Below are 25,009 nucleotides of genomic sequence, written 5' to 3'. Positions count from 1 at the left end.
CGCTCCCTCTGTTCCGGTGTCTCCAACTCTCTCCACACGAAACGAAGGGGGACCCTCTTGATCGACTATGACTGACGAAAGCAACAACCCGGCCCCGGCATCCGATCCGTCGACGACAGAGACGTCGAATGATGCCGACGGGTCTGACGGGCAGTTCGACGTCGAAACAGACCCCGGGACATCGACCGGGCCGTCCGATCTCGACGACGTTATTCTCGATAATCTCGATGCCGGATCCGACGACCCCTCAGACGAGGCGTCCCGTGGCCTGTTCGACGACCTTCTCGAAGGGGAACCCATTTTCGAGAACAAGGAGGTCCTCCGGCCCTCCTACACGCCGCACAAACTCCCCCACCGCGAGGAGCAGATCAACAACATGGCGACGATTCTCGTCACTGCCTTGCGCGGCGATACACCGTCGAACATCCTCATCTATGGCAAGACGGGAACGGGGAAAACCGCATCCGCGAAGTTCGTCAGCGAGGAACTCGAAACGACTTCACAGAAGTACGAGGTCCCCTGTGAGGTCGAGTATATCAACTGCGAGGTGACCGATACCCAGTACCGCGTGCTGGCACAGCTCGCGAACAAGTTCATCGACAAGAACGCCCAGCTCATCGACGACCGCATCGCAGAACTCGAGGATGCCCTGTCGCGCGCACGCGAGAATGCGGCTGCACTCGAAGAGACGGCGTTCGATTCCCTCGACGACATCGAAGCCGAAATCAGTTCGCTGGAAGCCGACAAGTCCGAGTTTGAAGAAGTACCGATGACGGGGTGGCCAACGGACCGGGTCTACAGCTCCTTTTTCGACGCTGTCGACTACCACGAGCGTGTGGTCGTCATCATGCTCGACGAGATCGACAAGCTTGTCGAGAAAAGCGGCGACGACACCCTGTACAACCTCTCCCGGATGAACTCCGAACTGGAGAACTCCCGCGTCTCGATCATGGGCATCTCGAACGATCTGAAGTTCACCGACTTCCTCGACCCTCGGGTCAAGTCAAGTCTCGGCGAAGAGGAAATCGTCTTCCCGCCCTACGACGCGAACCAGCTCCGGGACATCTTGCAGGCACGCTCGGACGTGGCGTTCAAAGGCGACGCGCTCACCGAGGATGTGATCCCGCTGTGTGCGGCCTTCGCCGCACAGGAACACGGCGACGCGCGCCGCGCGCTTGATCTCCTTCGGACGGCCGGCGAACTTGCTGAACGGGACCAGACGGACAACGTCCTCGAAGATCACGTCCGGCAGGCCCAGGAGAAAATCGAACTCGACCGCGTCGTCGAGGTCGTCCGGACGCTCCCCACACAGTCGAAAATTGTCCTCTTCGCTATCATCCTCCTCGAAAAGAACGGTGTTCACAACATCAACACCGGCGAGGTGTTCAACATCTACAAGAACCTCTGTGAGGAGATTGACGCCGATATCCTGACACAGCGTCGCGTCACCGACCTCATCTCCGAACTGGATATGCTCGGCATCGTCAACGCTGTCGTCGTCTCGAAGGGCCGTTACGGCCGGACGAAAGAAATCTCGCTGTCAGTTCCAACCGAAGAGACGGAAGCGGTGCTCCTGTCGGATTCGAGACTCGGCGATATCGACGACGTCCAGCCGTTCGTTCAGGCCCGGTTCGACAACTGATCTTCGAGTTGCACTAGCGCCCGATAGTCACTCTCGTTCCAGATGAAACAGTCCCCTTCGAGTGATACGGCTACCCGGCCGCGGTTCCGTTCACCGCTGTGGGTCCTGTCTCGTTCGTCACCGTCGGCCCCGCCTCGTCCGTTACTACATCAGTCGCTCCGGCTTTGTTCCACTGGAGTCGAACCTGGCCCAGCAACGGAACCCGTATCTCCGCAGTTCCGACGACCCACCCGGGCTTAACTGGTTCGCTGATGGGGCTGGAGCCGACCTGGTCGTACCGACCGTTGTTGTCGCCCTTGGTGATGAAGCCGGCGTGGTCGGCCGGACAGGAGCTGAGGTCGTCACAGCTGTCCGCACTACCGATGTAGTCCTTGTTCGCGCGGTTGTACCAGTTCTCATCTTCCTCGACCCACAACATCGCTCGGTGGATGATCGGCGTTTGCCGACTGTTACCGTCGGGTTCGTATACGATAACGTCGCCTGGACGCTGGAACGTCCGATAGCTATCGTCGTTCGCTGCGGTGACGACGCCCCCGTGATCGTCCGGGCCGGAGAACCGCTCTTCTTCCATCACGAACACGAGGTCGCCTTCTTTGATATGGGGGTCCATGCTCGGGCTTTCGATAGCGACGAGCGGAGGCCACACACCGCTGACTGCGAACAGCAACACCCCGACGAGCAGGACTGAGCCGGCGCTACTGACGATATCGGCCACGTACATCATCCCTCCCGGTCCCTCGGTTTCGTCTCCGTCCGACGACCGACGGTCTGGCCCGGCCATTCGTACCACGAATACTCGGAGGCGGCCAATCAACTTTCTGTTGTTGGACAGAACGCTATCTTCCGATTTACTCAGGCTGCCGTCGGTGCTGAAGCTCCTCCGACCGGTATCGACACCGACGTGTGCCATAGCTGGGACGGCTGGACCCGAACGTACCCAAGACGTGGGATTCGGAAGGTCCCGGTTCCAATGACCCACTCCGGGCGGACAACAGTACTCGCCCCGGTGACCTGATCGTATCTACTGTTGGTTACTTTGTTGTCACCCTTCGTGATAAACCCAGCATGCGGCGCTGGACAGTTCCGAAGCTCGTCGCAACTGTCCGCGCTCCCGATGTACTCCCGGTTCGCGCGGTCGTACCAGTTCTCGCCGGCACTGACCCACAGCATTGACCGGTGGATGATCGGCGTTCGTTGCTCGTTACCGTTGGGCTCGAAGACGATGACGTCACCGGGCTGTTGAAAGGTCTGATATCCGGTCTCTGTCCCGGCCGCTGCCGTTACAACGCCGTGACGGGCCTCTTGCCCCGAGAAGCGTTCTGCGTCCATGACAAACACCATATCGCCGGTGTCGATGTGTGGCTCCATGCTCCCGCTTTCGATGGCGACGAGCGGCGGCCACACCCCACTGACAGCGAACAGGAACCCGCCCACAAGCAGGACCGCTCCGACACTCGTCCCGATGTCACGGACGTACAGGCCGAAACGAAACGTAGGGCTGGCGTCCACAGACTCGTCTGTCCCGCCTGAAGGCGTGCTGCTGGTCGATCCGTCCCGGCCCATCCTATCTCGGATTGCCGACAGCGGGGTATCAATCTTGTGACGGCTGTCGGTCCGCTATCCTTTTGCCCACAGACACGGAGTGTGGAACGTGCCTCTGGAGACGCCGGCACGCATCGTCAGCGAACTCGCGAGCCGCGGCTATAACGCGGAACGCGAGGCAGTGACTCGGATCGCCGACACCCGAGATCCGTCGGCGACGCTGGAACGCGCACTCGAAACGCTCCCCGATGAAGCACTGAAGCTGACGACCGACCATGTCGAATCTGTGGTTGAAGCGATAGAAAGCGGCGACGGAACGTCGAATACCGAGCCAGACCACGGAAATGAAATGACCGGCGCTCCGGCCCAGTCACACCCCTCCGTTTCAACTGGAAATGACGAAACCACGTCGACCGAACCGGGTGCCCCAGTTCCACCTGAAACGGGGGGGTCACGGGACGTGGACACATCCCTTCGAGCTATCGACGTTGCGAACGACATGACCGGCCAGTCAACTGGGACCGGCGAATACTCGGACTTCGTCGCGGTGTTCCGGGACCGCTACGAGAAACTGGCGGGCAAACTGCGCGGCAGAGTGAACCACCGACCGACCGACGCCATCGAGAACATGGGCGGTGGCAGCGACGCGGCGCTGATCGGCATGGTCTCTGACATCCGCTCGACCGCCAGCGGTCATTGGCTGGTCGAACTGGAAGACACGAACGGGACATTCCCCTGCCTGGTCATGAAAGACCGCCCTATCGCCGACCTCGTCCAGCAGTTGCTCATGGACGAGGTTATCGCCGTCGAGGGGACGCTGGCCGACGACGCTGGCATCCTGTTCGTCGACTCGCTGTACTTCCCGGACGTGCCCCGAACGCACAGCCCCTCGACCGCCGACCGCCACGTTCAGGCGGCGCTCATCTCCGATGTCCACGTCGGCAGTCAGGAGTTCATGGAGGACGCCTGGCACCGCTTCACCGACTGGCTCCACACGCCGGAGGCCGAGCACGTCGAATACCTGCTCATCGCCGGCGACATGGTCGAAGGTGTCGGCATCTATCCCGAGCAGGACAAGGAACTGGACATCATCGATATCTACGACCAGTACCGCGCGTTCTCGGAGTACCTCAAGGAAGTCCCGGCTGACATGGAAATCCGGATGATCCCGGGCAACCACGACGCCGTTCGGCTGGCCGAACCCCAGCCCGGCTTCGACGAGGAACTCCGGGATATCATGAGTGCCCACGACGCCCAGGTCCATTCAAACCCCTCGCTGGTCACTGTTGAGGGCGTCACGGTGCTGATGTACCACGGCGTCTCGCTCGACGAAGTCATCGCCGAACTCCCGGAAGAGGAGGCCAGCTACGAGGAGCCACACAAGGCGATGTACCAGCTCTTGAAGAAGCGCCACGTTGCGCCGCAGTACGGCGGCCACACCCGACTCGCTCCCGAGGACCGCGATTATCTGGTCATGGAAGAGGTGCCCGACGTGTTCCACACCGGCCACGTCCACAAACTCGGCTGGGGCGAGTATCACAACGTCGTTGCCCTGAACTCCGGCTGCTGGCAGGCCCAGACTGAATTCCAGAAAAGTGTCAACATCGACCCTGACGCCGGTTTCGCGCCGATTTTGGACCTTGATACGCTGGATATGACGGTCCGGAAGTTCAGCTAAACCACCTTTTTCAGTGTCGCCGTTCCTCGCGCGCTCTACGAGCGCGCTGTGGGACGGCTCCTCGAAAAACGTGGGCGAAAAAGGCCGGAATCGCTCTGCGATTCCGGAGAAACCGCGCCCCGTCGGCGCGCGGTATGCTCGTCAGCTATGTCAGAAGCTCACTAATGCAAGCCTGCCCTTCCCCGGGTCGCTCCGGGTGCGACAGCCGTCGCACCACTCGTTCCCGGCCAGAAGCCGTCAACCTGTTTATGTATAAGCACGATAACGGCTCTATTCGGTCTACTGTACCCAAATCTGTTTGCAAACGGCGCGAAGAATCACCGGTATCTCGTAGCAGTGGCGGGCCTCACCGATTGAGGCGCAATTAAGACCCGTCCGGTAAAACGAAAGAGTATGAGTGACGACCAAGACCACGGATTCGAAACCGACGCGCTGCACGTCGGGCAGGAGCCGGACGCCGAGGCCCGCTCGCGTGCGCCGCCGCTGTACCAGACCACCTCATACGTGTTCGAGGACGCCGAAGACGCGGCCAAGCAGTTTGCATTGGAGAAGCCGGGTCACATCTATTCGCGGCTGATGAACCCCACCGTTGGGATGCTGCAGGAGCGGCTGGCGGCGCTGGAGGGCGGCGTCGGCGCGGTCGCCACGGCCTCCGGGATGGCGTCGCTGAACCTCGCAACCTTCCTGCTCGCAGATGTCGGCGACAACGTCGTCACGGCGTCGTCACTGTACGGCGGCACCTACACCTACTACACCCACACTGCGCCGCGCAACGGTGTCGAGACGCGCTTTGTCGACACGCTCGACTACGACGCCTACGCTGAGGCCATCGACGAAAACACGGCCTATGTCCACTGTGAGACCATCGGCAATCCGTCGCTCGTGACGCCCGACTTCGAGCGCCTCGCCGAGATCGCCCACGACCACGGCGTCCCCTTCTTCGTCGACAACACGTTCGCAACACCGTACCTCTGCAACCCAATCGAACACGGGGCCGACCTCGTCTGGAACTCCACGACGAAGTGGATTCACGGCCACGGCACCACCGTCGGCGGCGTTCTCGTCGACGGGGGTTCCTTCCCGTGGGAGGAACACGCCGACAAGTACCCCGAAATCGCCGGCGACAACCCAGCCTACCACGGCGTCAACTTCCGGGAGCGATTCGAGGACGCAGCCTTCACCTATGCTGCCATCGCCCGTGGTCTCCGCGATCTGGGTTGCCAGCAGTCTCCCTTCGACGCGTGGCAGACGATGCAGGGCCTAGAGACGCTGCCCGCACGGATGGACCGCCACTGCGACAACGCGATGGGCGTCGCCGAGTTCCTCGCGGACCACCCCGAGGTCTCGTGGGTCACCTACCCTGGCCTCGAAGACCACGAAACGCACGACACCGCCAGCAAGTACCTCGACGGCGGCTACGGCGGCATGATAACGTTCGGCCTCGACGCGGGCTACGATGCTGCCCGAACGACCGTCGAATCGACGGAAATCGCCTCTCTGCTGGCAAACGTCGGCGACGCGAAGACGCTTATCATCCACCCGGCCTCGACCACCCACCAGCAACTCACTGACGAGGAAAAGGCTGCCGCCGGCGTCACCGACGACATGGTCCGTCTCTCCGTCGGCACCGAGTCCGTTGAGGACATCAAAGCCGACCTCGATCAGGCAATCGGCCAGGCAACCAACTAACCAAAGATACAGTACTTTTCGGAACATTTCTGGACGACCGTCCCGATGTTCTGCAATAATTCACCTGTTCATTAGGCTTATTACGGGAGAGAATAATGTATTCAATGAACCGTCGCCGATAGCGAGCACGCGTCGGTTCACGCTCAACCATACTCTGTCATTGGTCCGACAACGACTGCTCGCATCCGTGGGGAGCGTGCCACTCCCTCGTTCAACCTTTCAACCGCCGTATAACGACGAGAACACTTGGTAGCGATTTCTATGTGCGAAAACGAAGGCGTCGCTACAGGATTGCCTCGGCTTCCAGCAGGTCGTACAGTTCGTCCATTGTCTCGACCGACGTGTCACACGACGGTGCGACGGCTGGTTTCGGGTCGAAGCCGATAGCCAGATTTGCGACTTCGAGCATCGGCAGGTCATTGGCCCCGTCGCCGACGGCGACAGTCGTGTCGCGGTCTTCTCCAGTAACGGCGGTCACGACCTCCATCGCGTCGTCTTTCGTGCCGGAGATGAGCGGCCCGCGGACCTCGCCGGTCAGTTTGTCCGCCTCAACTGGCAGTCGGTTTGCGACGATAGCGTCGACCTCGACCCCCTCCGTTTCGAGTGCAGCTTCGACGCCGCGCTCGAACCCGCCGGTGAGAATCGCAACGTAGACGCCGGCGTTCCGCAGGGCTTCGATGACTTCCGCCGCGCCGGGCCGCAGGGCGACCTCGTCGAAGGCCGCCTGAGCCTGCTCGTCCGGGAGGTCCTCCAGCAGCGCACACCGCTGGCGGAGGCTCTCGGCGTACTCGATTTCGTTGTTCATCGCGCGCTCGGTGATGTCGGCCATGTCCTCGGCCGTCCCGTTCTGGCTCCCGAGCAGGACCGTCATCTCCGAGTCGGAGAGCGTCCCGTCGAAGTCGAAGGCGACTAGCATTGTCCGCGAGTTTCGTGTGGAGGGTTTCAAAACATCCGGTTTCCAGCCGACCAACTGGGGTTTATTTTTGTGTATTCCCTGCTACTGTCCCCGTATGGAGCACGTCTCCGTCGACGAAATCGAACCACAGGCGATGGGTGGCGACGTTGACCGGCGTGGGCTTGCGGACCCGCTGGGAACGACGGACGTCGCAATCAACCGGTATGTTCTGGACCCTGGCGAGGCCTTCTCGGGCGGATTACACGCACATCTTGACCAGGAAGAGGTGTTCTACGTCGTTGAGGGCACCGCCACCTTCGAACACCGGACTGACCCCGCGGGTGAGAGTGAGATGGTCACCGTCGGGCCCGACGAAGTCGTCCGGTTCGCGCCCGGAGAGTATCAGCAGGGTCGGAACGAAAGCGACGACCGGGTGGTCGCGCTGGCACTCGGTGCGCCTAGGGACTCGACCGAGGGCCGCGTCGCACAGCCCTGTCCAGAGTGTGATAGCGATGTCCTCGCGCTGGAACCGGCTGACAAGGGCTTCCTGCTGGTCTGTCCTGACTGTGGCACCGAACTTGAACCGGACCTCTAGCGGCTCGTGGTCGTAACCGAGTGTTAGAACCGGACTGTAACAGTCGTTCCGACCCGTCTCAGGGCTTCGGTGGCGGGCCGTCGTAGGCGTCCATGTCCTGATAGAAATTCAGCATCGCGAACTTGAGCTTCTCGGGGCCGATATCGACCATCTCGCGGCGTTCCTCTGGTGGAAAGGTCCCACGGACGGCGTAGTCGTGCATCTCCATCTCGGCGGCTTCAGTGTAGCGCTTGTCAAGCAGGATACGTGCGCCGAAGTCGTCCGGCGAACGGACCACACGCCCGAGGGCCTGCCTTGTCTTGCGAATTGTCGGAATCTCGACGGCGTAGCGCCAGCCCGCATCGTCCTCGTCATCGCCGAAGGCCACGTCGTAGGCGTCCTGTACGGCGTCCATCCGGTCGTCGAGGTGCGGGTACGGGACGCCGACAACCACGACGGTTCGGGCATCGTCGCCGTCGTAGCTCACGCCCTCGCCCAGTGTCCCCCACAGCGAGGTGTAGAGAACGCCGTCGTCGCCGTCGGTAAAGGCCTCTCGGAGGTCACGAGCTTGCGTACCCGGCTTGTCAAGATATCGGGTCGCGCTCACAGCGGTCATGTCATGATAGCGCTCGGCCTCGCTGTAGGACGGACAGAACACGAGCGTGTTCCCGGGCGTGAAGCGGACGATGTCTTCGAGCGTGCGTGCGATGCGTTGCTGGGTCTGTGGGTTGTCCCGTTCGCTGGAAAACAGCGCCGGGCCGTCGACGGCGTAGGTCCGGCGGCGCGCCTCGGGGAACTGTGCCCCGTAGGCCATCGTCACCGGGTCCTCGACCCCGACGACGTTCTCGGTCACGTCGAAGGGACGGAGCGTGGCGCTCATCAACACAGCGGCATGGAGGTCAGAAAACAGGTCGCGAGTGACCTCTTCGGGGATGCAGGTGTACAGCTCCGCGCGGCCATACACATCGTCGGTCGATTCGTCGCGGCGGACGCTGACGACGGGGTACTGGCCGGTGTCGTCTGATTCGTCGAGCCAGTCGGAAATGAAACCGGCGGCCTGCAGGGTCTGACACTCCTTTCTGGTGTCCAGGTCGCCCTCTTTGAACGCCTCTTGATAGCGGGCGTCGAGGTCCCGGCCGAGGGCCAGCGCGTGGTCTAGCTCCTCGTGGAAGCCGGGACCGGTGTAGCCCTGCAGGAAGGCGAGTGTCAGGTCGTCTTTCCGGTCGTCGTTAGCGATGGTGATGTCGTCCCAGTGGTCGTCGACGGCCTCGCGGCCGCCGAACCCGAAGGAATCCTCGTAGGCCTCGACGAGTGCGTCCCGGAACGTCTCGATGACGTTCGCTGCGGCGTCGGTCCGGGCGTCCTCCTCGTTGTCGAGCTCGTCCAGCGCTTGGTCGAGCGTGTTCTCGGTAAGCGTCCGCCGGGCGTGGTCGCGGGCGGCCGACTCGACGTTGTGGGCCTCGTCGAAGACGGCGATGATGTCTTCGGGGTCGCGCCCAATCCAGTGGAAGAACTGTTCGCGGATGGTCGGGTCCAGCAAGTGGTGGTAGTTACAGACGACGAGGTCGACGCCGTCCATTCCTTCCTTCAGTAGTTCGTAGCCACACAGCCCTTGCTGGTGGGCGTACTCGTACACGTCGTCGGGCGTCCGAACGTCGTCGAACAGCCAGGAATAGAACTCGCTGGTGTCGACGGTGAGGTTTCGGTAGTAGTGGTCACAGGTCGAGCGCTCGGTTTCGATATCCTCGCGCTCGTCCTGCAGGTCCCGGAGTTCCTCGACAACGGCGTTGCGGGCCTCCATTGCCTCGCTGCTGCCAGCCTGGCCATCAGAAAGGAGTTCCCCCTCGCGCTGTTCGAGTTCGGCGATGTCGCTTTCGACCTCGACCAGATCACGGGTCGTGTCCCGGAGCGCCTGACACTCCTCGTAGTCTACGTCGATGTGACACATCGACCCTTTCCCCCGGAAGACGACCGCTCGCAGGCGTTCCTGATCGGTAATCGCTCTGGCGTCCTCGACGAACTGGCGCATCTGCTGATGGACGTTCGTCGTGATGACGACGGTCTTGCCCGTCTCGCGGGCGTGTTCTAGCGCGGGGACCAGCGACGCGAGCGTCTTTCCGGTCCCGCAGGCCCCTTCGAACAGCACGTCACGGCCCTCATCGAGCGCGTCGTATATCGTTCCCATCGCCTCCTGCTGATGGTCGTACGGCTCCTCGAAGGGGAAAAACCGCATGTAGCCGTCGTCCGTCGTTGCCACGTGCCCCGATTGGCCGTTCACCGGCAAAAGGGTTCGCCCCCACAGCTACTTGCCACGAGCGCCCTTCCAGAACCATATGTGGCGCGTCACGCTCGCCGTCGGTATCACGCTTCTCGCGGGCTGTTCCGGCGTCTTTCCGGCTGGCCCAACGGCGGACGACAGCGACCCGGTGACGCCAGTGCCCGTCCCCACTAACACGCCGGAGGCGACGGTGGCGGTCCCAACCAGTGACGGAACGGTCGACGTGGCTCGACTACTGGACCGTCATGAACAGGCGTTGGCGACCCGGAGCTTCCACCGCCATGTCGAACAGGCGGGGCCACAGAACACGCTCGATGTCTGGATTGACCGGGAGCGGGAGATTCGGCGCGTCCGGCGGCGGTTCGGACCGATATCCGACGACGTGGTTCTCGCCAACGGGACGGTGTACACCAACGTTCGCGATGACCCCGACACGCCGTACGCCGCCACGCCCGCGACATCGAACACGTCGCTGCTCGCCTCACCGGCCGGGACTGACCTGCTCCGACAGCTCCTGTCGGATACTGCGTATCGGCAGGTGGACTCCGTCCGGTGGAACGGACGGCCTGTCGCTGTTCTTGCCATGACGAACACAGTTGAGACACCGACCACCGAGAACGGGTCCGAAATCGGACGGTCGCGGCTGTACGTCGACCGGCAGGGGGTAATCAGATACGTCGAACACACCGAACGACGACCGGACCGGCCGGATATCGACACGACAGTGACAGTCACGACCGATATTGAGCGCGTCCCGATTCCGTGGTGGCTCGCAGAGAACGACCCCTACAGCTCTGGCTCGATGTAGACTTTCCTGATGTCGCCGTTGGTGTCTTGCATCGCGGACTCAAGCGTCGTTATCTCGTCATCGATTGCTTCCGTGTCCAGCGCTGGGTCGAACTGCAGATCTGCGAAGACGATGACCTCGTTCGGCCCGAAGTAGACCGTCCGGAAGCCGATGACTTCGTCCACGTGTTCGTTCTGCATGACGATGTCACGGAGGCGCTGTTCCTCGTCTGTTGGGAGGCTTTCCCCCAGCAGGAGGCGCTTGTTCTCCCAGGCTAGCGCCAGAGCGAAGCCCATCAGCATGATCCCGATGAGTAGTGCGGAGATCCGGTCGAAAAATGGGTTGCCGGTCATCTGCTCGAGGACCAGCCCGACCAGTGCGATGACGATCCCCGCGAGCGCGATGGTGTCCTCAGTCAGCGCGGTCAGCGTCGTCACGTCGCTGGTCTTGCGGAAGGCCTCGCGGTACCCCGACCAGTTGTTCCGGTCGATCTGGCGTTTCATCTCGGCGCGGGCCTTTATCAGCGCGTACGTTTCGAACACGAACGCGCCGATGAGGACGGTGTAATTGACCCACAGCGGGTCCAGCCACGCTGGGGGCTGGAAGGAGAAAAACAGGAACTCGACCGCCTCGCCGGCGTGTCCGCCGCCACCATGGCCGCCGGCAGTCAGTTGGTTATAGCCGTGTTTTGCGCTCTCCCACCCAGCGATGCCGAACAGGAACACAGAGACGAGAAAGCTGTAGAAGAACTGTGCCTTGCCGTAGCCAAAGGGATGGCGACGGTCGCGCTCCCGCTCGCTGAACCGAATCCCGATAAGCAGGAACACCTGATTCCCGGTGTCAGAGATGCTGTGGTACGTTTCTGACAACATCGCGGCACTCCCCGTTAGAAGGAAGCCGAAGAACTTCAGAATCGCAATCGCGCCGTTGGCTATCAGTGCAGCGATGACGACTGACTTGCTCCCTGCCATTATTTTTCCGTCACATTCATGACGCAAAATGCTTCTGGATTTATACCTGGCTCCACTACCGGCAGTATGCTCACTGCTATCTCAGACACGCACGGAACGAACGACCATCGGTTGACAGGTCGGACGCTTGACGCCGTCCGCGAAGCCGACCACGTTCTCCATGCGGGCGATTTCATGACCGAGCAGGTCCTCGATGCCATCGACGCCGAATGCGACGAACTGACCGGCGTTGTCGGGAACAACGACAGACCGGCAGTCAGGGGCCGCCTTTCCGACGTTGCGACCGTCTCCTGGGAGGGGCTGACCATCGTTATTGTGCACGGGCACGAGCACACCGAAACCGCCCTCGGAATGCTCGCTCGGCAGGAAAACGCCGATATCGTCGTCGTCGGTCACTCACACAAGCCTGTCCTGACCGACTTTGGCGGCTGGACGCTCGTCAATCCGGGCAGCTACGCCGACCCGCGGCGATACCAGCCGGCCCACGCGGAACTGGATGTCATGGCTGGTGACGCTCGCGTCCGTCTTCGCTCCCCGGACGGGACGCCGATTTCGACGACTATTATCGAACGGTAAGACAGTTACACTGTAACTTTCCGCCAAAAGCTCGCGTCACAGTGAACCGAATCCGCGCTACTGGCGCATATACCACAGCGCCGCCATGCCGGCAATGACGAACGCGCCGCCGGCGAAGAACGCCAGTCCCGGCGGAATCGCAGCGGCGGCGGCCTCTGCACCGCCCTGTGCGGCGGTATCGAGTGCGCCCGCAGTGGCCTCGAAGCCCCCGTCGGTCACGGTCGCGTTCTCGGCGTAAAAACTCGGATCCCGGGCGCCAGTGTCAGCACTCCCGGTCGACACTGTTGGGCCACCGAACAGCGATCCAAGCCCGCTCCCGAACACCTGCTGGATCAGCAGGCTGGCGAAGCCGATGATCGCGAGACCGCCGATGATGTTCGCCAGCGCTGCCCGCAGTCCCGACGTCTCCTGTTCGTCACCGGCACAGATGACGAGTGGCTGGTTGGCCGGCGCGAACACGTCCATCTCACGGCCTTTCTCGGAGTACGCCGTGTCGACGACCTCGACCGCACCGGCGTTCTTGAGTTTCTTCAGGTGGTACTGGGCGTTTTGTAGCGACGTATCCACCCGGTCGGCTAGCTCTGACGGCGGTGCTGGCTCCTTGTTTAGCTCTGACAGTAAGTTACGCGCTGTCTCTGCCGAGAGTGCCGACAGCACGTCGTCCGCGTCATCACTGTCGACACCGATAACTCGGGGTTCGGCGTCCGGGGTCGCCGGGTCCCGAGAGGGCAGCAACGACATGATTATCTGTATGTTCTATGGGATTATGAGTCTTTGCCAAGGCACAGTGGTCGTTGTAGCTATCGGTCAAACCCGTATTTTACCCTCCAATATCGTCCGGTAGACGCCCGAAGGCGCGACTCCCGAAAGGACTTTGATGTCGGCTCGACAACCGCCGGTATGGCTGACCTGCTCACGTACGCACTCCTCGCTGCTGTGCTCCTGTTTTTCTTTTTTATGTATCTGATGCTCCGCCGGACTTTCCAGGGCTTCAAAGAGGGGTTCCAGCAGAGCAAGAAGAAGTAGCCGGGAGGGTAACGATTAGGGGGCGTCGGTGGTGCGTATCTGTATGGACCCACGTATCCGCGAACACGCGGAAGTCATCGTCGACCACTCTATCGACCTGAGCGAAGGCGACAACCTCGTTATCGACGCTCACCCGCAAGCTGCGGATCTCGTTACCGCGCTACACGAGTTCGCCGCCGACCGTGGCGCAAATCCGCTTGTCGTGCAGGATCGCCTCGGCGAGCGATTCCGTCGCGCCTATCTCCGCAACCGGGACGAGTTCGAGACGCCCAGCCACATTGAGGCGCTGTACGAGGAGATGGACGCCTACATCGCAATAAAGGGCAGCGACAACGTCACCGAGACCAGCGACGTCGACCCCGAAACGACGGCCGCCTATCAGCAGTCCCAGCAGCCGCTCCTGAACGAACGTCTCTCGAAGACCTGGTGTCTCACACAGTACCCCGCGCCCGCCAACGCCCAGCTCGCCCAGACCTCCACGGAGGGGTACGAGAACTTCGTCTGGGATGCCGTCCTCAAAGACTGGGACGCTGTCCGCGAGCATCAGGCACAGATGGTCGAGATTCTGGACCCCGCCGACGAGGTCCGCATCGTTTCCGGGGAGACAACGGACGTGACGATGTCTGTCACCGGTAACGAGACGCTCAATGACTACGGCGAGAAGAACCTTCCCGGCGGCGAGGTGTTCACTGCGCCAGTCCCCGATAGCGTCGAGGGTGAGGTGTTGTTCGACAAGCCGCTGTACCATCAGGGCCGGGAAGTGACTGATGTCTTCCTCCGGTTCGAGGACGGTGAAGTCGTCGAGCACAGCGCCGGCAAGAACGAGGAGCTTCTGACAGAGGTGCTGTCAACTGATGACGGTGCGAGCCGACTCGGCGAACTGGGTATCGGAATGAACCGGGATATCGACCAGTTCTCCTACAATATGCTGTTCGATGAAAAGATGGGCGATACCGTCCATATGGCAGTAGGGCGAGCCTACGACGAGACAGTTGGCGAGGACAACGAACAAAACGAGTCGGCCGTCCACGTGGACATGATTGTCGACATGAGCGAGGACTCGTTCATTGAAGTCGATGGCGAAGTCGTCCAGCGAAACGGGACGTTTGTCTTCGAGGATGGATTTGAGGACTGAGGACCGACCGCAAACGTCGTCTGCCGGGCGCTAATCGCTCAGTCGTCCCCGGTTGACTCTGTCCCCATGTGGTTCTCGGGCGCTGTCTCAAACACGTCGGTCCCGCTGTCAATACTGCCGGGTTCGTCGAGGGTGAACGTTTCCAGCAGTTGCCCGAGGTCGGTGGCGCGGTCCGAGAGTTGCGCGACGGAGGACTCAACGTCGTCGACGACCCCGACCTGCTCGGTCGCCGCGTCGGCGACGGCGGCCGCTTCGACAGCCGTGTCGTCGCTAATGTCGCCGACTGTCTCGACCATCGAGACGACCTCCTGTGTCGACTCAGCCTGCTCGTCGGTCGCACGGTCGATCTCTCGCATCCCGCTGGTCGCGTCCTCGATATCGCCGACGATGTTGTCGAACGCATCGAGGGCGTCGCTGACGGTCTCCGTTCCAGTGTCGACTTTCGACTGGGTGGCGTGCATTTCGTCGACGGTGCGCTCGACCTGCTGACGCATCTCGCCGATAGCGGCTTCGATGTCAGCAGTCGCAGCCACCGTCTCGTCGGCCAGCGTCTTCACCTCGTCGGCGACGACGGCAAAGCCGTCGCCATCGCCCCCGTTTCCGGCGCGGGCGGCCTCGATGTTGGCGTTCAGCGCGAGCATCGTCGTCTGGTCAGCGATATTGGTGATGAGGTCGGTGACGGATTCGATTCCCCCCATCAGCGCGTCCAGTTCTTCGACTTGTGCGACGGTCTCGCCGGTCGACCGCTCGATATCGTCGAGAGCCGTCGCCGCCCGCTCGGCGGCCGTTCGCCCACTCTGTGACCGACTGAGGGCTTCGTCAGCTCGGTTCCTGACGGTGTCGGCGGCGGTAGACACCTCCTCGACGGTCGCCGAGAGGTCTTCTAGTTCCGTCCAGACGGTTTCGAGTTTCTCCGACTGTGTCGCCGCCCCGTCGGCCATCTCCGCGGCCGAGGATTTCACACTGGCGCTGCGGTCCTGAACCGCGTCGACGTTCTCCGAGACCGTTTCGCTCGCGGTGTCGACGGCCTCGCTGAACGACCGGACCTCGCGGATGGTGTCTTCCCACTCGTCGAGCAAGTCGTTGTAGGCTGTTGCGATCCGGGCCATCGACTCGGCGTCGGCGTCGGACGACATCCGCGCTGTCAGGTCGCCGTCGGCACAGGCGGCCATGACCTCGGCGTAGTCCTCGGCGCGGTTCTGGAGGCTATCGCTGAGTTCCTCCGCGGCCTCACGAGCCGCTTCGGCCTCTCGTTTTGCCGACTCGGCCTCGCTCTTGGCGGATTCGGCGTTTTCCCTGGCTGCCTCCGCGTCAGCGATTTGCTCGCGGAGCGACTCCCTCATCTCGTCGAAGGCGTCGAACAGCCGGCCGATCTCGTCAGAACGGGACGTGTCGAGCGTCACGTCAAGGTCGCCAGCGCGCATCTCGTCGGCTGTCTCGGCGAGCTCTGAGAGGACTGTCGCCGAGCGCCTGCTCATCGCGATGGTCACGCCGCCGAGGACCACCACCGCGGACACAAGCGTCAGGAGGAGGCTGGTCGCGATCTGGTTCCGGAGGGCATAGGCGCTTGACACCGGAACCTGCGTCACGACTGTCCACCTAATACTATCGAGGCTCGCGTACCCGTACACTGTCTCAGATGACTGGGTAAAGCCGTTGGTTCCATCGTCCGTGACCGTCGCGGCGGTCTCCCCCGGCACACTGTTGCCGACGACGGCCGCGCCCGCTGGTCCGACAATCGTCGTCTCGCTGTCGGCCAGCGACCCGCGGAACGATTCGGTGCGGGCGGAGAGGTTGGCCTCGACGACGACAACGTGTTCTGTGTTCTGTGGCGCGGAGCTGACGAACGCCAGAACGCTGTCGTTTGTCACCGGTGACCGGTAGGGCTCCTCCGGAACGACGACGCTCCCTGGCGTGTCGGTCTCGTCGTCGATGGCCGCCATATCTGCGCCCCACGGGACGCCGAGAGATGCCAGCGTCTCCCCACTAACGCCGCTTGCGGTGCTCGCTTCTACCGTGCCGTCGGAAGCCTGGACGTAGTGGACGGCCACGAACTCGGACGTGAGGTCGTCCGATTCGAGCAAGAGGTAGTCCTTGATGACGCCCGGCTGCCCGTTCTGGAACTCTTTGACCGACGAGAGCGTGCGGGTCTGGCGCTGGAAGCCGTCTACCCAGTTGTCGAGGCCGTCAGCCTGTAACTCGGCGGTCGAGACGACCTGTGTCTCTACGCGCTGGTCAAGCGTTTGCGTCGTCTCGGTGTAGAACACCGCTCCGATTCCTCCGGCAACCAGGACCGCCACCAGCACCGCGGCCACGAACTTCCGGACGAAGCTCCCTCGCACAGCGGCCGGGACGAGGTGGGCGACTCGGGAACGGAAATCTTGGCTCACCATTCGTTCGGCGATTTCCAGTTATCGTATAAAAAACTACGAGATATATAGGGTTACTGACAGAGATATATACGAATATTTCGACCGAAATTTGGCGATAGACGGGTTGAAATGCCACTCTCTGAATCCTCTGCTCGATTACACAATTCTCGAAGACGCTCGAACATTTTCAGATTCAATACCGATAGAAGAGGACCACCGCAGCTGTCCGCTTGCTGACGCGGTCGTCTCCCTTCGAACCGGAAACTTATGCCGGCAGGTGTGGTAGTGCCGCTATGAGTGAACAGCGGTCCCTCCTCGTTCGGGCGGCGTGGTTTCTGCTCGTCGGCTGGTGGGTGACCGGCATCTGGCTCTCGGTCGCGTGGTTCCTGAACGTCACACTCATCGGTCTCCCGCTGGGCATCAAGATGATAAACAAGGTACCGCTGGTGCTGACGCTCAAGCGACGCGACCGGCTCGTCACGGAGAGTGATGGCGGCTCGCAACACTCACTGCCCAGCCGCGCGGTCTGGTTCGTCTTCGTCGGCTGGTGGGCCAGTGGGGTCTGGACTGGCATCGCGTACGCGCTATCGTTAACAATCGTCGGCCTGCCGCTGGCGATATGGATGTACAACAGGCTCCCCTTTGTCGTTTCGCTGTACCAGTACTGACGGTCAGTCCAGATACGGCTTCTCGATATCCGTCTCGACGATGATGAGAGCGTTTATTGGTGTGGTGATGCCGTCAAACGGAGAACATACGGGCCTTGGACCGGCGACGCCCACGAGAGGGCCACGCAGACCTCGCCGTTACGAAGACGGGGCAAGAAGGCGTCGACGTGGCCTGACAGCCCACGAACCGACAGATGCGGCGAAGGATACTCGACGTTCCAGCCCATTGTGACCGTATGCCACTCGGCCAGGTGGAACTGGCGCTGCGCGTCATCGCTGGCCTGTTCGTCATCGTCGCGCCGACGTTGCTGTTTCTGGGGCTGTGGCGCGGCCTCGAAGCGATGCGTGACGACGAACTCATCCAGCAGGCCCACCAGCGTGCCGAGATGCAGGACCAGTCGCCGACTGGACCTGACTGGCCAGTCGACGTGCTCACCGACGCTGAGGCGTCACTGCTGTCTGAAACAAAGATGTCGGTCGTGACCTGTGACACCTGCGGCACGCCGAACATGCAAGACGCCAGCTACTGTCAGTCGTGTCTCACAGAACTAGAGGAATCAGTCTAACGAGTCGCCTTCGTCGACCTGAATCGCTATCGTCGGTTCGGACCGAACGACGCTGCAGTCGCTGCCTCGCTCGATGGCGAACGTTACCTGTCCGGTGCGGTTCGTGTCCAGTCGGAACTCGCCCGTCACTGCGTAGGACTTCGTGGTCGACCCGGCGAGTGTATCTTCGTCCCAGTCTCTATCTACATCCACCCACACGTCCTCCCGGGGGTTCTCGGCAGGTCCGACGAGACAGCTTGAGACGGTCGGGGGGTTGAGTGCCCGCAGGAACGGTGACGGGTTCGAAGCGGTAACCGTTCCGATCTGCCTGCTGACGGGTGCGTACCCGCCACCTCCTCGCTCTGTCTCAGGGACCGACACGGTGACCGACTCGCTTGTCTGCACATCGTAGGTCACCCCGCCGCTGAGCGCGTCGGCTCCCACGAGAACGGCGCTCACGATGAGGAGGCCACCGAGGGCGGCTGCTGCCGTTCGCCGCGACGGCGTCGGAATCCCTGCCCGAAGCGCGTAGCCGAGCCCGACGAACAGCCCCGCGGACGCGGCGAGCAACAGGAACGTCCCCGTCTCGCCCGGCGAATACCGAACGACGACGTAGCCGACGAACACGACGTAGGTCACGCCACTGAGAGCGAAGGCGACGACATCTAGCACGTCCCGCTCGAGGGCCACACCCGCAACGAACAGCGCAATAAAGCCCAGCAACAGCAGCGCCGCTTTCACCGTTATCGAGAGGTCGAACACAACATCGCGGACGAAATACAGCAGCGCCGTTGCGGCGAACAGGACACCGAGTGCGTACAGGAGCTTACCGCTGTCGATAGCAAGGCGCATGGAGGGTCACCGGCATTTCTCTTAGCTGATAAATAAAGCCACGGCTGGACAGTGCAGGCCCGCGAATTGCGGCAACCGAGAAGACAAACCGAACTGGGTCGCTAGTCGTCGGCCGTCGCTCGTCCGGCGTCAGCACCGTTCGACAGCGGCGTCCGTTCAACGACCGTCCCGTCGTAGGTCGGGTACTGCTCGACGATTTCGCCCTTCTCGACATCGCCCTCCTCGACCATCTCCTCCAGCAGCCACCAGGCGAGTTCGACGTGCTCGGACTTGACGGTGTAGTACTCCTCGGGGACGCCGAGGGTTTCGAGTCGCGCTTCAGAGGTCCACGCCTTCCCGTAGACGAGCGTCCCGTCGTCGGTCACGTCGTCGAACGGACGGCGGATGTTGCGGGCCATCCGCTTGAGCCGCGAGCGGTGCTGGGCGGCGTCCTTGAACACGCTCGTACAGAAGTACACCTTCTCGTGGTCGCCCATCTTCTCCAGAATATCGTGGGACCCCTCGACGGCGCTCATGTGGTCCTCTTTCAGTTCGAAGCCTTCCTCCTGCATCCGGCGGTAGTTCCCGTCGGACATCTCGAACTCGTTGATGTTACAGAAGTCGGCTGCGCCCTCGTCGAGGAATTCGAGGAACTCCTCCTCGGCGCGGATGCCCGGAATCTCGAAGGCCGGCGTCAGTCCTTCTTCGCGGGCGATGTAGAGGATGTCCTCCCACTCGGTGCCGTGGAGGTCGCCCCACTGCTCCAGCGGCGGGTGGAAGCGGATCTCGTCGAGGCCGGCTTCCGAGAGGCGGCGCATATTCTCGCGGCCGCCAGGGATGCCGGTGTAGAGGTGCGTGTGGTGGTCCTCGCCGAACTCGTCTTTCAGCAGTTCCAGATAGTGACAGGTCCGGTCGAGCACTTCCTGGGGTTCGCCACCCGTGATTGAGGTGCCCAGCGCGCTCATGCGCTTGGCTTCCTCGATGACGTCCGAGTCGTCCTCGACGGGACGCTCGTTGGCGTACATCTGGGTGACGTTCTTGCGGTTTTCCCCGAGGGGACAGTAGAAGCAGTCTCGCTGGTCGCAGTAGCCGTAGACGAACAGCACCATCTTGCCGCCTTTGGCGCACTGTTCGCAGCCCTCGGAAATCATTGTCTCTAGCCACCGCTCCCAGCGGGAAAAAGCGTGCGCATCTGACCCAGCGTGGGATAAGACGGCATGGGGTGGGCCACGCCAGATGGGGACCGCTTTGAATGGGCCGGCGTCCGTTCTGTGCGTATGGATGACGAGGACGCCGACCCCGTGGGCGGGCCACTGCCGGAAGCGGAGTCGTTCGACGATCGAGTGCTGGGGGTCAGCGAGTCGCTCATCCGGTACGTCGAAGTCATCGCGGCGCTGGTACTGGTCCTTCTCTTTGCTATTGGCGTCTTCGACCTGACGCTCCAGATATTCCAGAGCGCACTTCGTGGCGATATCACCGACCCGCTGGTCGTTGTTGGTTTCATCGACACGGCCCTCCTCCTGTTCATTATCGTGGAGGTGTACCAGACCGTCGTCGCGTACACGCAGGAAAGCGAGACGCGCCGCATCGTCCGCCTGGTCATCTACACGGGCGTCATCGCGATGGTCCGGAAGGCCATCATCTTCCGCACCGGTGAGTACAGCTCCGAACAGGCCGCGCTCACCGCCGCAGCGGCGTACACGCTCATTATTCTCGGTCTTGCGGCGCTGTTGCTCGTCGAACGCCGGACCCGCGGGACGCTGTCGGAAACAGGGTGAGGCGGTCCCGAAAGAAGTTAAACACAGGCGGCGTAGCGCCGATAGATGCTGCTGGTGCTGTGTATCGATCTCGACGACGACCTCGGCCGCAAGACCGGCATCCAGACGCCAGTCATCGGGCGCGATGCCGTCGTAGACGCAGCGGTGGCGCTGGCTTCGAACGACCCGGAGGACTCCGACGTGAACGTCCTGTTCGAGGGCGTCCACATCTACGACGACATCACCGACGAGCCGGTCGAAGTCGCAGCCGTCACCGGCGTCGACGGGAGCGATGTCGCCGCCAACCGGGCAGTCGGCGAGGAGGTCGATACCGTTCTCGCGTCGCTGGCGGCCAGCGAGGACGTGCGGGCGCTCATCGTCACCGACGGCGCACAGGACGAGTCGGTGGTCCCCGTTATCCGCTCGCGGGTCCAAATCGACGGCGTTCGTCGCGTCGTCGTCCGGCAGGCCCAGAACCTCGAATCGATGTACTACACCATCAAACAGGTGCTGGATGACCCAGAGACTCGCGGGACGATACTGGTTCCGCTGGGTATCCTCCTGCTGATTTACCCGCTGACAATCGCCATCGAAGCACTGGGCTACCCCGGCTCCGCGCTGGGCGTTATCTCCGGCCTGCTTGGGCTCTATATCCTCGCCCGGGGCCTCGGCGCTGAGAAGATACTGGACGAAGCGGTTGAGCGGACGACGTCTGGACTGTACGCCGGGCGCGTGACAATCATCACCTACGTCGTCGCGGCCGCACTGCTCGCTATCGGCGGCGTCAGCGGCGTACAGGAACTCGAACGGCAAACGGACCCCGACGCACTGGAAGTTATCGCGTCGCTGGTCTCCGGCGCGATTCAGTGGTTCGCCGCCGCTGGCATCACCTCCAGCCTCGGCCGCGTGACCGACGAGTACCTTGACGGGAGCTTCCGCTGGCGGTATCTCAACGCCCCCTTCTACGTCCTCTCGATTGCTCTCGTGTTACACGCTGTCAGCGCCTTCTTTCTCGGGGTGCAGGACTTGGAATACCTCGCTATAATGCTCACTGGTGGGACGCTGCTCGGGCTTGTCAGTACGCTGGGCTTCGCTGTCGCGGAGGCCCGCTTCGACCGCGCCGAACAGCACAACCAAGGCCCAGGCGGTCCCTCATCGGAGTAATGTACGTTTCCCGTGCCGTCGAGAGTCTACGCGCCGACCCAATCGACGGCGAGCCTGTCGATCTGGTTCTCGAAACGGCCGACGATGCCGACCCCGAGCGCGTCGCCACCGCCGCGGAAGCCGCCGGCGCGACCGTCGAGCGCCACCTCCAGTTCGACGACCTGCTGGTCTCGACGACACAGGACGAAATCGACGCCCTCTGTGACTTGGCTGGCCTGACAGCGATTCAGACCGGCAACGTGAACGCTATCACGACGGCCGACGACGTCGAAGAAGACCTCGACAGCGATGACTGACCGATGACCGTGTTCCGCATTTCTTTTGTCACCGCCGGAAATATACGGTAGCGAGGGCACGTAGCTCAGCCCGGATAGAGCGTCGGACTTCTATCTCCGCTGGCGCTGCCATCGGGGGAAGACATCCGACGGTCGTGGGTTCGAATCCCACCGTGCCCGTTATCTGCGGACAAGGTGAGCCGTAGCGGCACCGGATTCGAACTGCGCGGGACAAGCGTGTATGGTTCGAGCACAGTGAGAATCACGGTATGAACGGCGTCGCCGTGAGCCAGCGAGTCTCGCTGTCGAGTGAGAATCCCACCGTGTCCGTCGATAAACTGCTGGCTTACTGCTTTTAGAATCAAATACGGTGAACCAGATCGAGAACAACGGAGTTCGTAACTGCTGCGAGCAACCCGAATACGGGCAAGACCAACACGGCTATCCTCCTGATCACGCTGCGGTCGCTCGACCTCGATGATCTCCTGGTACTCTCGAACGTCCGGACGTGGGAACAGACGGATATCGTCGTCACGTCAGCTCACGATCTCGCCGTGCAGCTGCTCGAACATCGCGACCGACCGAAGGCCATCCTGATCGACGAAGGTTCGACACACTTTGATGCCCGAACGAACCGCCGAGAGGTGGCCGAGCAGTACACGCCATTGGCAAAGCGCTACGCGAAGATCGGCGTCGACATGGAAGCTGTTGTTGTCCACACCGGGAAGGACCTCCATCCTGAGCGTAAGCGTCTCTCAACCTTGGCAATGTACAAAGCGGCCAAGAAGAGCGCTGAGTTCTTCGAGACGTGGCCTGCCGATGCTGACGCACCGACTGACAGACTGTTCGGCGGGAGTTTAAATGAAATCGAGAAGGCGACTGGATACGATCCTGACGATGCTGCGCCGTGGGCGTGGAACCTTCGAGCAGGACTATTCGAGAAGGATGTTGCATGGGGAGAATTATTGGACCTCTTATTGGATAATGGGCCAAATGGATAATACGTTTTGACCTGCTGTATTCTATGAACTGTTAACTCCTCAATGGTTAGATAGCCGATATACCGCTGCTGATATTAAAACCAAAATACCCGAAGTAAGACCCAGTGATTTGCTAATATCTGGATTGATCTGAAAAATCAGACCAGAGGCAATACTAAAAGCAATGGCTATCATTAAAACATTATGAGATAATATCTCTAACAGTGATTTGAGGGTTATATCGTCCGCCATCTATACATTCTCCTTGAAATCTATATCTGAAATATTCGGACCACTCAGCTTCTCAGCATAATAGGTCAATGATAGTGTAATTGAAATAAGTATCATAATCACCGCAAGAGATGGTGTACCAATTTCAACACCGGTGATACTTGGGCTTATCGTAGATATAATGACAAAAGAAGTAATGATTACAATAATCCCTCTTATCGTGAAGAATATCTTATCCGTTTTTCCCTTCTCAACCCTGACATTATACTGTAAATCTAGTAGAACATCCGTGGCTTCCACAAAGCCTTGATCTTGATCATATTCTACAAGTCCAACTTCTTCAAGTTTCGGAACATGTGTCTGAAATAATGCCACATAAACTCTCTTTCTTTCCTTTCCTTCAAGATTCTCTACAGAAGAATTAAACTCTATTGAAGCAACTCTCTCCGCCAAATCAGTCATACTCATTGCACCCTCTTCTTGAAGAAGATGGACTGCTATTCGCCTTCGTCTGTTCCCCAGTATGTCAAACAATTTCTCTTGAGGTATCTCCTTTGAGTTTTCATTAGAGGACATAAGCTATCGTAGAGAACTCTCCATATCGAATAGTCCTTCCTAACGATATTTTAATCCTATCAAAATACCATTCCATGTCTCTTTCAATTTTTACTACCTACCTGCAACTTATTCACAGTTAGTAATTCATTCAGATGTCCATCAATCTGGACTCAACAGCACTTGGCTCCATCATTTCCCTATGCCGATTCTCTGCACTCTTGATTGCTGTCTGTGCTTGAGCTAACTTAGCATCTGAATCATCCCAGTTTTCATTCTTGGCATCCTTTGCTGCACCTCGAACATTATCGGCTGCACTCACTAGATGCTCGATCTCGTTCTGACCCGCAATTGCTGATTGCTGAACTTCGGATTCTCCCAATTCGTCCGCAGCTGAAGCGGCTTCACCAAATGCATCAGAAAACGCACTCATGTCTTGCTCAAACCCTTCCAAAGTCATCTCCACTAGCCCGTAGTTCTCCTGTCCATAGGAATCGATAGCTGTGCCGAGAAGATCCTTGCTACTCTGCATTCCCTGATACCCTGCTTTGTATTTCCCGACAGCAGTTCCGATTAGCTCACTCTCCGAGTTTGATCCTGTATCTGTCTTAGGACCGGAACTCTGAGAGCTATCTGAACCGCTAATATCAGATTTCTCCTGTACATCAGAGTCTTGCGGTGCATAGTCTTCTGAATCAATTACTCCGTCACCGTCGCTATCTTGGACACCACTCCCACCAAGGATTCCACAACCTGCAATACCAGTCGAAAGAATTGTTACCAACCCACCCTTAATCGCATCACGGCGTTTCATGACGTGGTTTTACAATTCAAAACT

25 protein-coding genes and 1 tRNA gene are annotated in these 25,009 nt (G+C 60.7%); 15 read left to right on the top strand and 11 right to left on the bottom strand.

Going from position 1 to position 25,009, the window contains the following annotated elements; all coding sequences use genetic code 11:
• Window positions 1-67 precede the first annotated feature (67 nt).
• Window positions 68-1,642, top strand: a complete 1,575-nt coding sequence (locus AV059_RS07560; RefSeq protein WP_058993571.1) for a Cdc6/Cdc18 family protein — start codon at window positions 68-70, stop codon at window positions 1,640-1,642.
• A 70-nt stretch (window positions 1,643-1,712) separates the two neighbouring features.
• Here AV059_RS07560 and AV059_RS07555 read toward each other — a convergent pair whose 3' ends face one another.
• Together AV059_RS07555 and AV059_RS07550 are read right to left on the bottom strand one after the other, a co-directional pair.
• Complete coding sequence (locus AV059_RS07555; RefSeq protein WP_058997501.1) at window positions 1,713-2,366, bottom strand: S26 family signal peptidase; 654 nt, start codon at window positions 2,364-2,366, stop codon at window positions 1,713-1,715.
• Between the two features lie 128 nt (window positions 2,367-2,494).
• The gene (locus AV059_RS07550; protein WP_058993568.1) at window positions 2,495-3,205 is read right to left on the bottom strand and encodes a S26 family signal peptidase; all 711 of its coding nucleotides are present in this window, start codon (window positions 3,203-3,205) and stop codon (window positions 2,495-2,497) included.
• A gap of 88 nt (window positions 3,206-3,293) precedes the next feature.
• Here AV059_RS07550 and AV059_RS07545 point away from each other — a divergent pair, with 88 nt between their 5' ends.
• Window positions 3,294-4,862 (top strand): DNA-directed DNA polymerase II small subunit, encoded by a 1,569-nt coding sequence (locus tag AV059_RS07545; RefSeq protein WP_058993565.1) that lies wholly within the window; start codon window positions 3,294-3,296, stop codon window positions 4,860-4,862.
• A gap of 393 nt (window positions 4,863-5,255) precedes the next feature.
• Window positions 5,256-6,551: an O-acetylhomoserine aminocarboxypropyltransferase/cysteine synthase family protein gene (locus AV059_RS07540; protein WP_058993563.1), complete on the top strand. Its 1,296-nt coding sequence runs from the start codon at window positions 5,256-5,258 to the stop codon at window positions 6,549-6,551.
• Between the two features lie 283 nt (window positions 6,552-6,834).
• Here the strand turns inward: AV059_RS07540 and serB are convergent, their stop codons facing one another.
• Window positions 6,835-7,497, bottom strand: a complete 663-nt coding sequence (gene serB, locus AV059_RS07535; RefSeq protein ID WP_255356110.1) for a phosphoserine phosphatase SerB — start codon at window positions 7,495-7,497, stop codon at window positions 6,835-6,837.
• Between the two features lie 64 nt (window positions 7,498-7,561).
• Here serB and AV059_RS07530 point away from each other — a divergent pair, with 64 nt between their 5' ends.
• Window positions 7,562-8,041 (top strand): cupin domain-containing protein, encoded by a 480-nt coding sequence (locus AV059_RS07530; RefSeq protein ID WP_058993559.1) that lies wholly within the window; start codon window positions 7,562-7,564, stop codon window positions 8,039-8,041.
• Between the two features lie 58 nt (window positions 8,042-8,099).
• Here AV059_RS07530 and AV059_RS07525 read toward each other — a convergent pair whose 3' ends face one another.
• On the bottom strand, window positions 8,100-10,277 hold the full coding sequence (locus AV059_RS07525) for an ATP-dependent DNA helicase (protein WP_058993557.1): 2,178 nt from the start codon (window positions 10,275-10,277) through the stop codon (window positions 8,100-8,102).
• Between the two features lie 76 nt (window positions 10,278-10,353).
• Here AV059_RS07525 and AV059_RS07520 point away from each other — a divergent pair, with 76 nt between their 5' ends.
• A complete protein-coding gene (locus AV059_RS07520) occupies window positions 10,354-11,106 on the top strand; it encodes a hypothetical protein (protein ID WP_058993555.1) in 753 nt (250 codons plus the stop codon).
• On the opposite strand, the gene AV059_RS07515 is transcribed toward AV059_RS07520, so the two are convergent.
• Complete coding sequence (locus AV059_RS07515; protein WP_058993553.1) at window positions 11,085-12,056, bottom strand: cation diffusion facilitator family transporter; 972 nt, start codon at window positions 12,054-12,056, stop codon at window positions 11,085-11,087. The two genes, AV059_RS07520 and AV059_RS07515, sit on opposite strands and share 22 nt — an antisense overlap.
• A gap of 66 nt (window positions 12,057-12,122) precedes the next feature.
• On the opposite strand from AV059_RS07515, the gene AV059_RS07510 reads away from it, so the two are divergent.
• Window positions 12,123-12,632: a metallophosphoesterase gene (locus tag AV059_RS07510; protein ID WP_058993551.1), complete on the top strand. Its 510-nt coding sequence runs from the start codon at window positions 12,123-12,125 to the stop codon at window positions 12,630-12,632.
• A 57-nt stretch (window positions 12,633-12,689) separates the two neighbouring features.
• Here the strand turns inward: AV059_RS07510 and AV059_RS07505 are convergent, their stop codons facing one another.
• On the bottom strand, window positions 12,690-13,373 hold the full coding sequence (locus AV059_RS07505) for a helix-turn-helix domain-containing protein (RefSeq protein ID WP_058993549.1): 684 nt from the start codon (window positions 13,371-13,373) through the stop codon (window positions 12,690-12,692).
• Window positions 13,374-13,532: 159 nt separating this feature from the next.
• Here AV059_RS07505 and AV059_RS22945 point away from each other — a divergent pair, with 159 nt between their 5' ends.
• Together AV059_RS22945 and AV059_RS07500 are read left to right on the top strand one after the other, a co-directional pair.
• Window positions 13,533-13,658 carry a hypothetical protein gene (locus tag AV059_RS22945; protein WP_004959992.1) on the top strand — a complete coding sequence of 42 codons (126 nt, stop codon included), beginning with the start codon at window positions 13,533-13,535 and terminating at the stop codon, window positions 13,656-13,658.
• Between the two features lie 43 nt (window positions 13,659-13,701).
• The gene (locus AV059_RS07500; RefSeq protein ID WP_058993547.1) at window positions 13,702-14,793 is read left to right on the top strand and encodes an aminopeptidase; all 1,092 of its coding nucleotides are present in this window, start codon (window positions 13,702-13,704) and stop codon (window positions 14,791-14,793) included.
• Between the two features lie 38 nt (window positions 14,794-14,831).
• On the opposite strand, the gene AV059_RS07495 is transcribed toward AV059_RS07500, so the two are convergent.
• Window positions 14,832-17,186 (bottom strand): methyl-accepting chemotaxis protein, encoded by a 2,355-nt coding sequence (locus AV059_RS07495; protein WP_058993545.1) that lies wholly within the window; start codon window positions 17,184-17,186, stop codon window positions 14,832-14,834.
• Window positions 17,187-17,458: 272 nt separating this feature from the next.
• Between AV059_RS07495 and AV059_RS07490 the strand changes: the two genes are divergently transcribed.
• Together AV059_RS07490 and AV059_RS07485 are read left to right on the top strand one after the other, a co-directional pair.
• Window positions 17,459-17,833, top strand: a complete 375-nt coding sequence (locus AV059_RS07490) for a hypothetical protein (RefSeq protein WP_058993543.1) — start codon at window positions 17,459-17,461, stop codon at window positions 17,831-17,833.
• A 236-nt stretch (window positions 17,834-18,069) separates the two neighbouring features.
• Entirely contained in the window at window positions 18,070-18,399 is a 330-nt protein-coding gene (locus tag AV059_RS07485; RefSeq protein WP_058993541.1) for a hypothetical protein, read from the top strand.
• Here AV059_RS07485 and AV059_RS07480 read toward each other — a convergent pair.
• A complete protein-coding gene (locus tag AV059_RS07480; protein WP_058993539.1) occupies window positions 18,391-19,230 on the bottom strand; it encodes a hypothetical protein in 840 nt (279 codons plus the stop codon). The genes AV059_RS07485 and AV059_RS07480 overlap by 9 nt on opposite strands.
• 101 nt (window positions 19,231-19,331) lie before the next feature.
• A complete protein-coding gene (locus AV059_RS07475) occupies window positions 19,332-20,360 on the bottom strand; it encodes a radical SAM protein (protein WP_050037293.1) in 1,029 nt (342 codons plus the stop codon).
• 126 nt (window positions 20,361-20,486) lie between these two features.
• Here AV059_RS07475 and AV059_RS07470 point away from each other — a divergent pair, with 126 nt between their 5' ends.
• The 5 genes from AV059_RS07470 (at window position 20,487) to AV059_RS07450 (ending at window position 23,406) form a co-directional block, all read left to right on the top strand.
• On the top strand, window positions 20,487-20,987 hold the full coding sequence (locus AV059_RS07470) for a phosphate-starvation-inducible PsiE family protein (RefSeq protein ID WP_058993537.1): 501 nt from the start codon (window positions 20,487-20,489) through the stop codon (window positions 20,985-20,987).
• A gap of 45 nt (window positions 20,988-21,032) precedes the next feature.
• On the top strand, window positions 21,033-22,130 hold the full coding sequence (locus tag AV059_RS07465; protein WP_058993536.1) for a DUF373 family protein: 1,098 nt from the start codon (window positions 21,033-21,035) through the stop codon (window positions 22,128-22,130).
• Complete coding sequence (locus tag AV059_RS07460) at window positions 22,130-22,426, top strand: hypothetical protein (protein WP_058993534.1); 297 nt, start codon at window positions 22,130-22,132, stop codon at window positions 22,424-22,426. Before AV059_RS07465 ends, AV059_RS07460 begins: the two co-directional genes overlap by 1 nt.
• Window positions 22,427-22,480: 54 nt before the next feature.
• A tRNA-Arg gene (locus tag AV059_RS07455) sits at window positions 22,481-22,585 on the top strand.
• A 374-nt stretch (window positions 22,586-22,959) separates the two neighbouring features.
• On the top strand, window positions 22,960-23,406 hold the full coding sequence (locus AV059_RS07450; RefSeq protein WP_058993532.1) for a hypothetical protein: 447 nt from the start codon (window positions 22,960-22,962) through the stop codon (window positions 23,404-23,406).
• 231 nt (window positions 23,407-23,637) lie between these two features.
• On the opposite strand, the gene AV059_RS07445 is transcribed toward AV059_RS07450, so the two are convergent.
• Together AV059_RS07445 and AV059_RS22025 are read right to left on the bottom strand one after the other, a co-directional pair.
• Entirely contained in the window at window positions 23,638-24,192 is a 555-nt protein-coding gene (locus AV059_RS07445) for a hypothetical protein (protein WP_058993530.1), read from the bottom strand.
• A 130-nt stretch (window positions 24,193-24,322) separates the two neighbouring features.
• Window positions 24,323-24,985 carry a hypothetical protein gene (locus AV059_RS22025; RefSeq protein ID WP_154021011.1) on the bottom strand — a complete coding sequence of 221 codons (663 nt, stop codon included), beginning with the start codon at window positions 24,983-24,985 and terminating at the stop codon, window positions 24,323-24,325.
• Window positions 24,986-25,009 lie beyond the last annotated feature (24 nt).

Origin of the sequence: Haloarcula sp. CBA1127, from assembly GCF_001485575.1 — an archaeon.
In the GTDB taxonomy this organism is placed as follows: domain Archaea; phylum Halobacteriota; class Halobacteria; order Halobacteriales; family Haloarculaceae; genus Haloarcula.
Note: the sequence above shows the minus strand (reverse complement) of the source record. Positions and strands in the feature narration are given on the sequence as shown.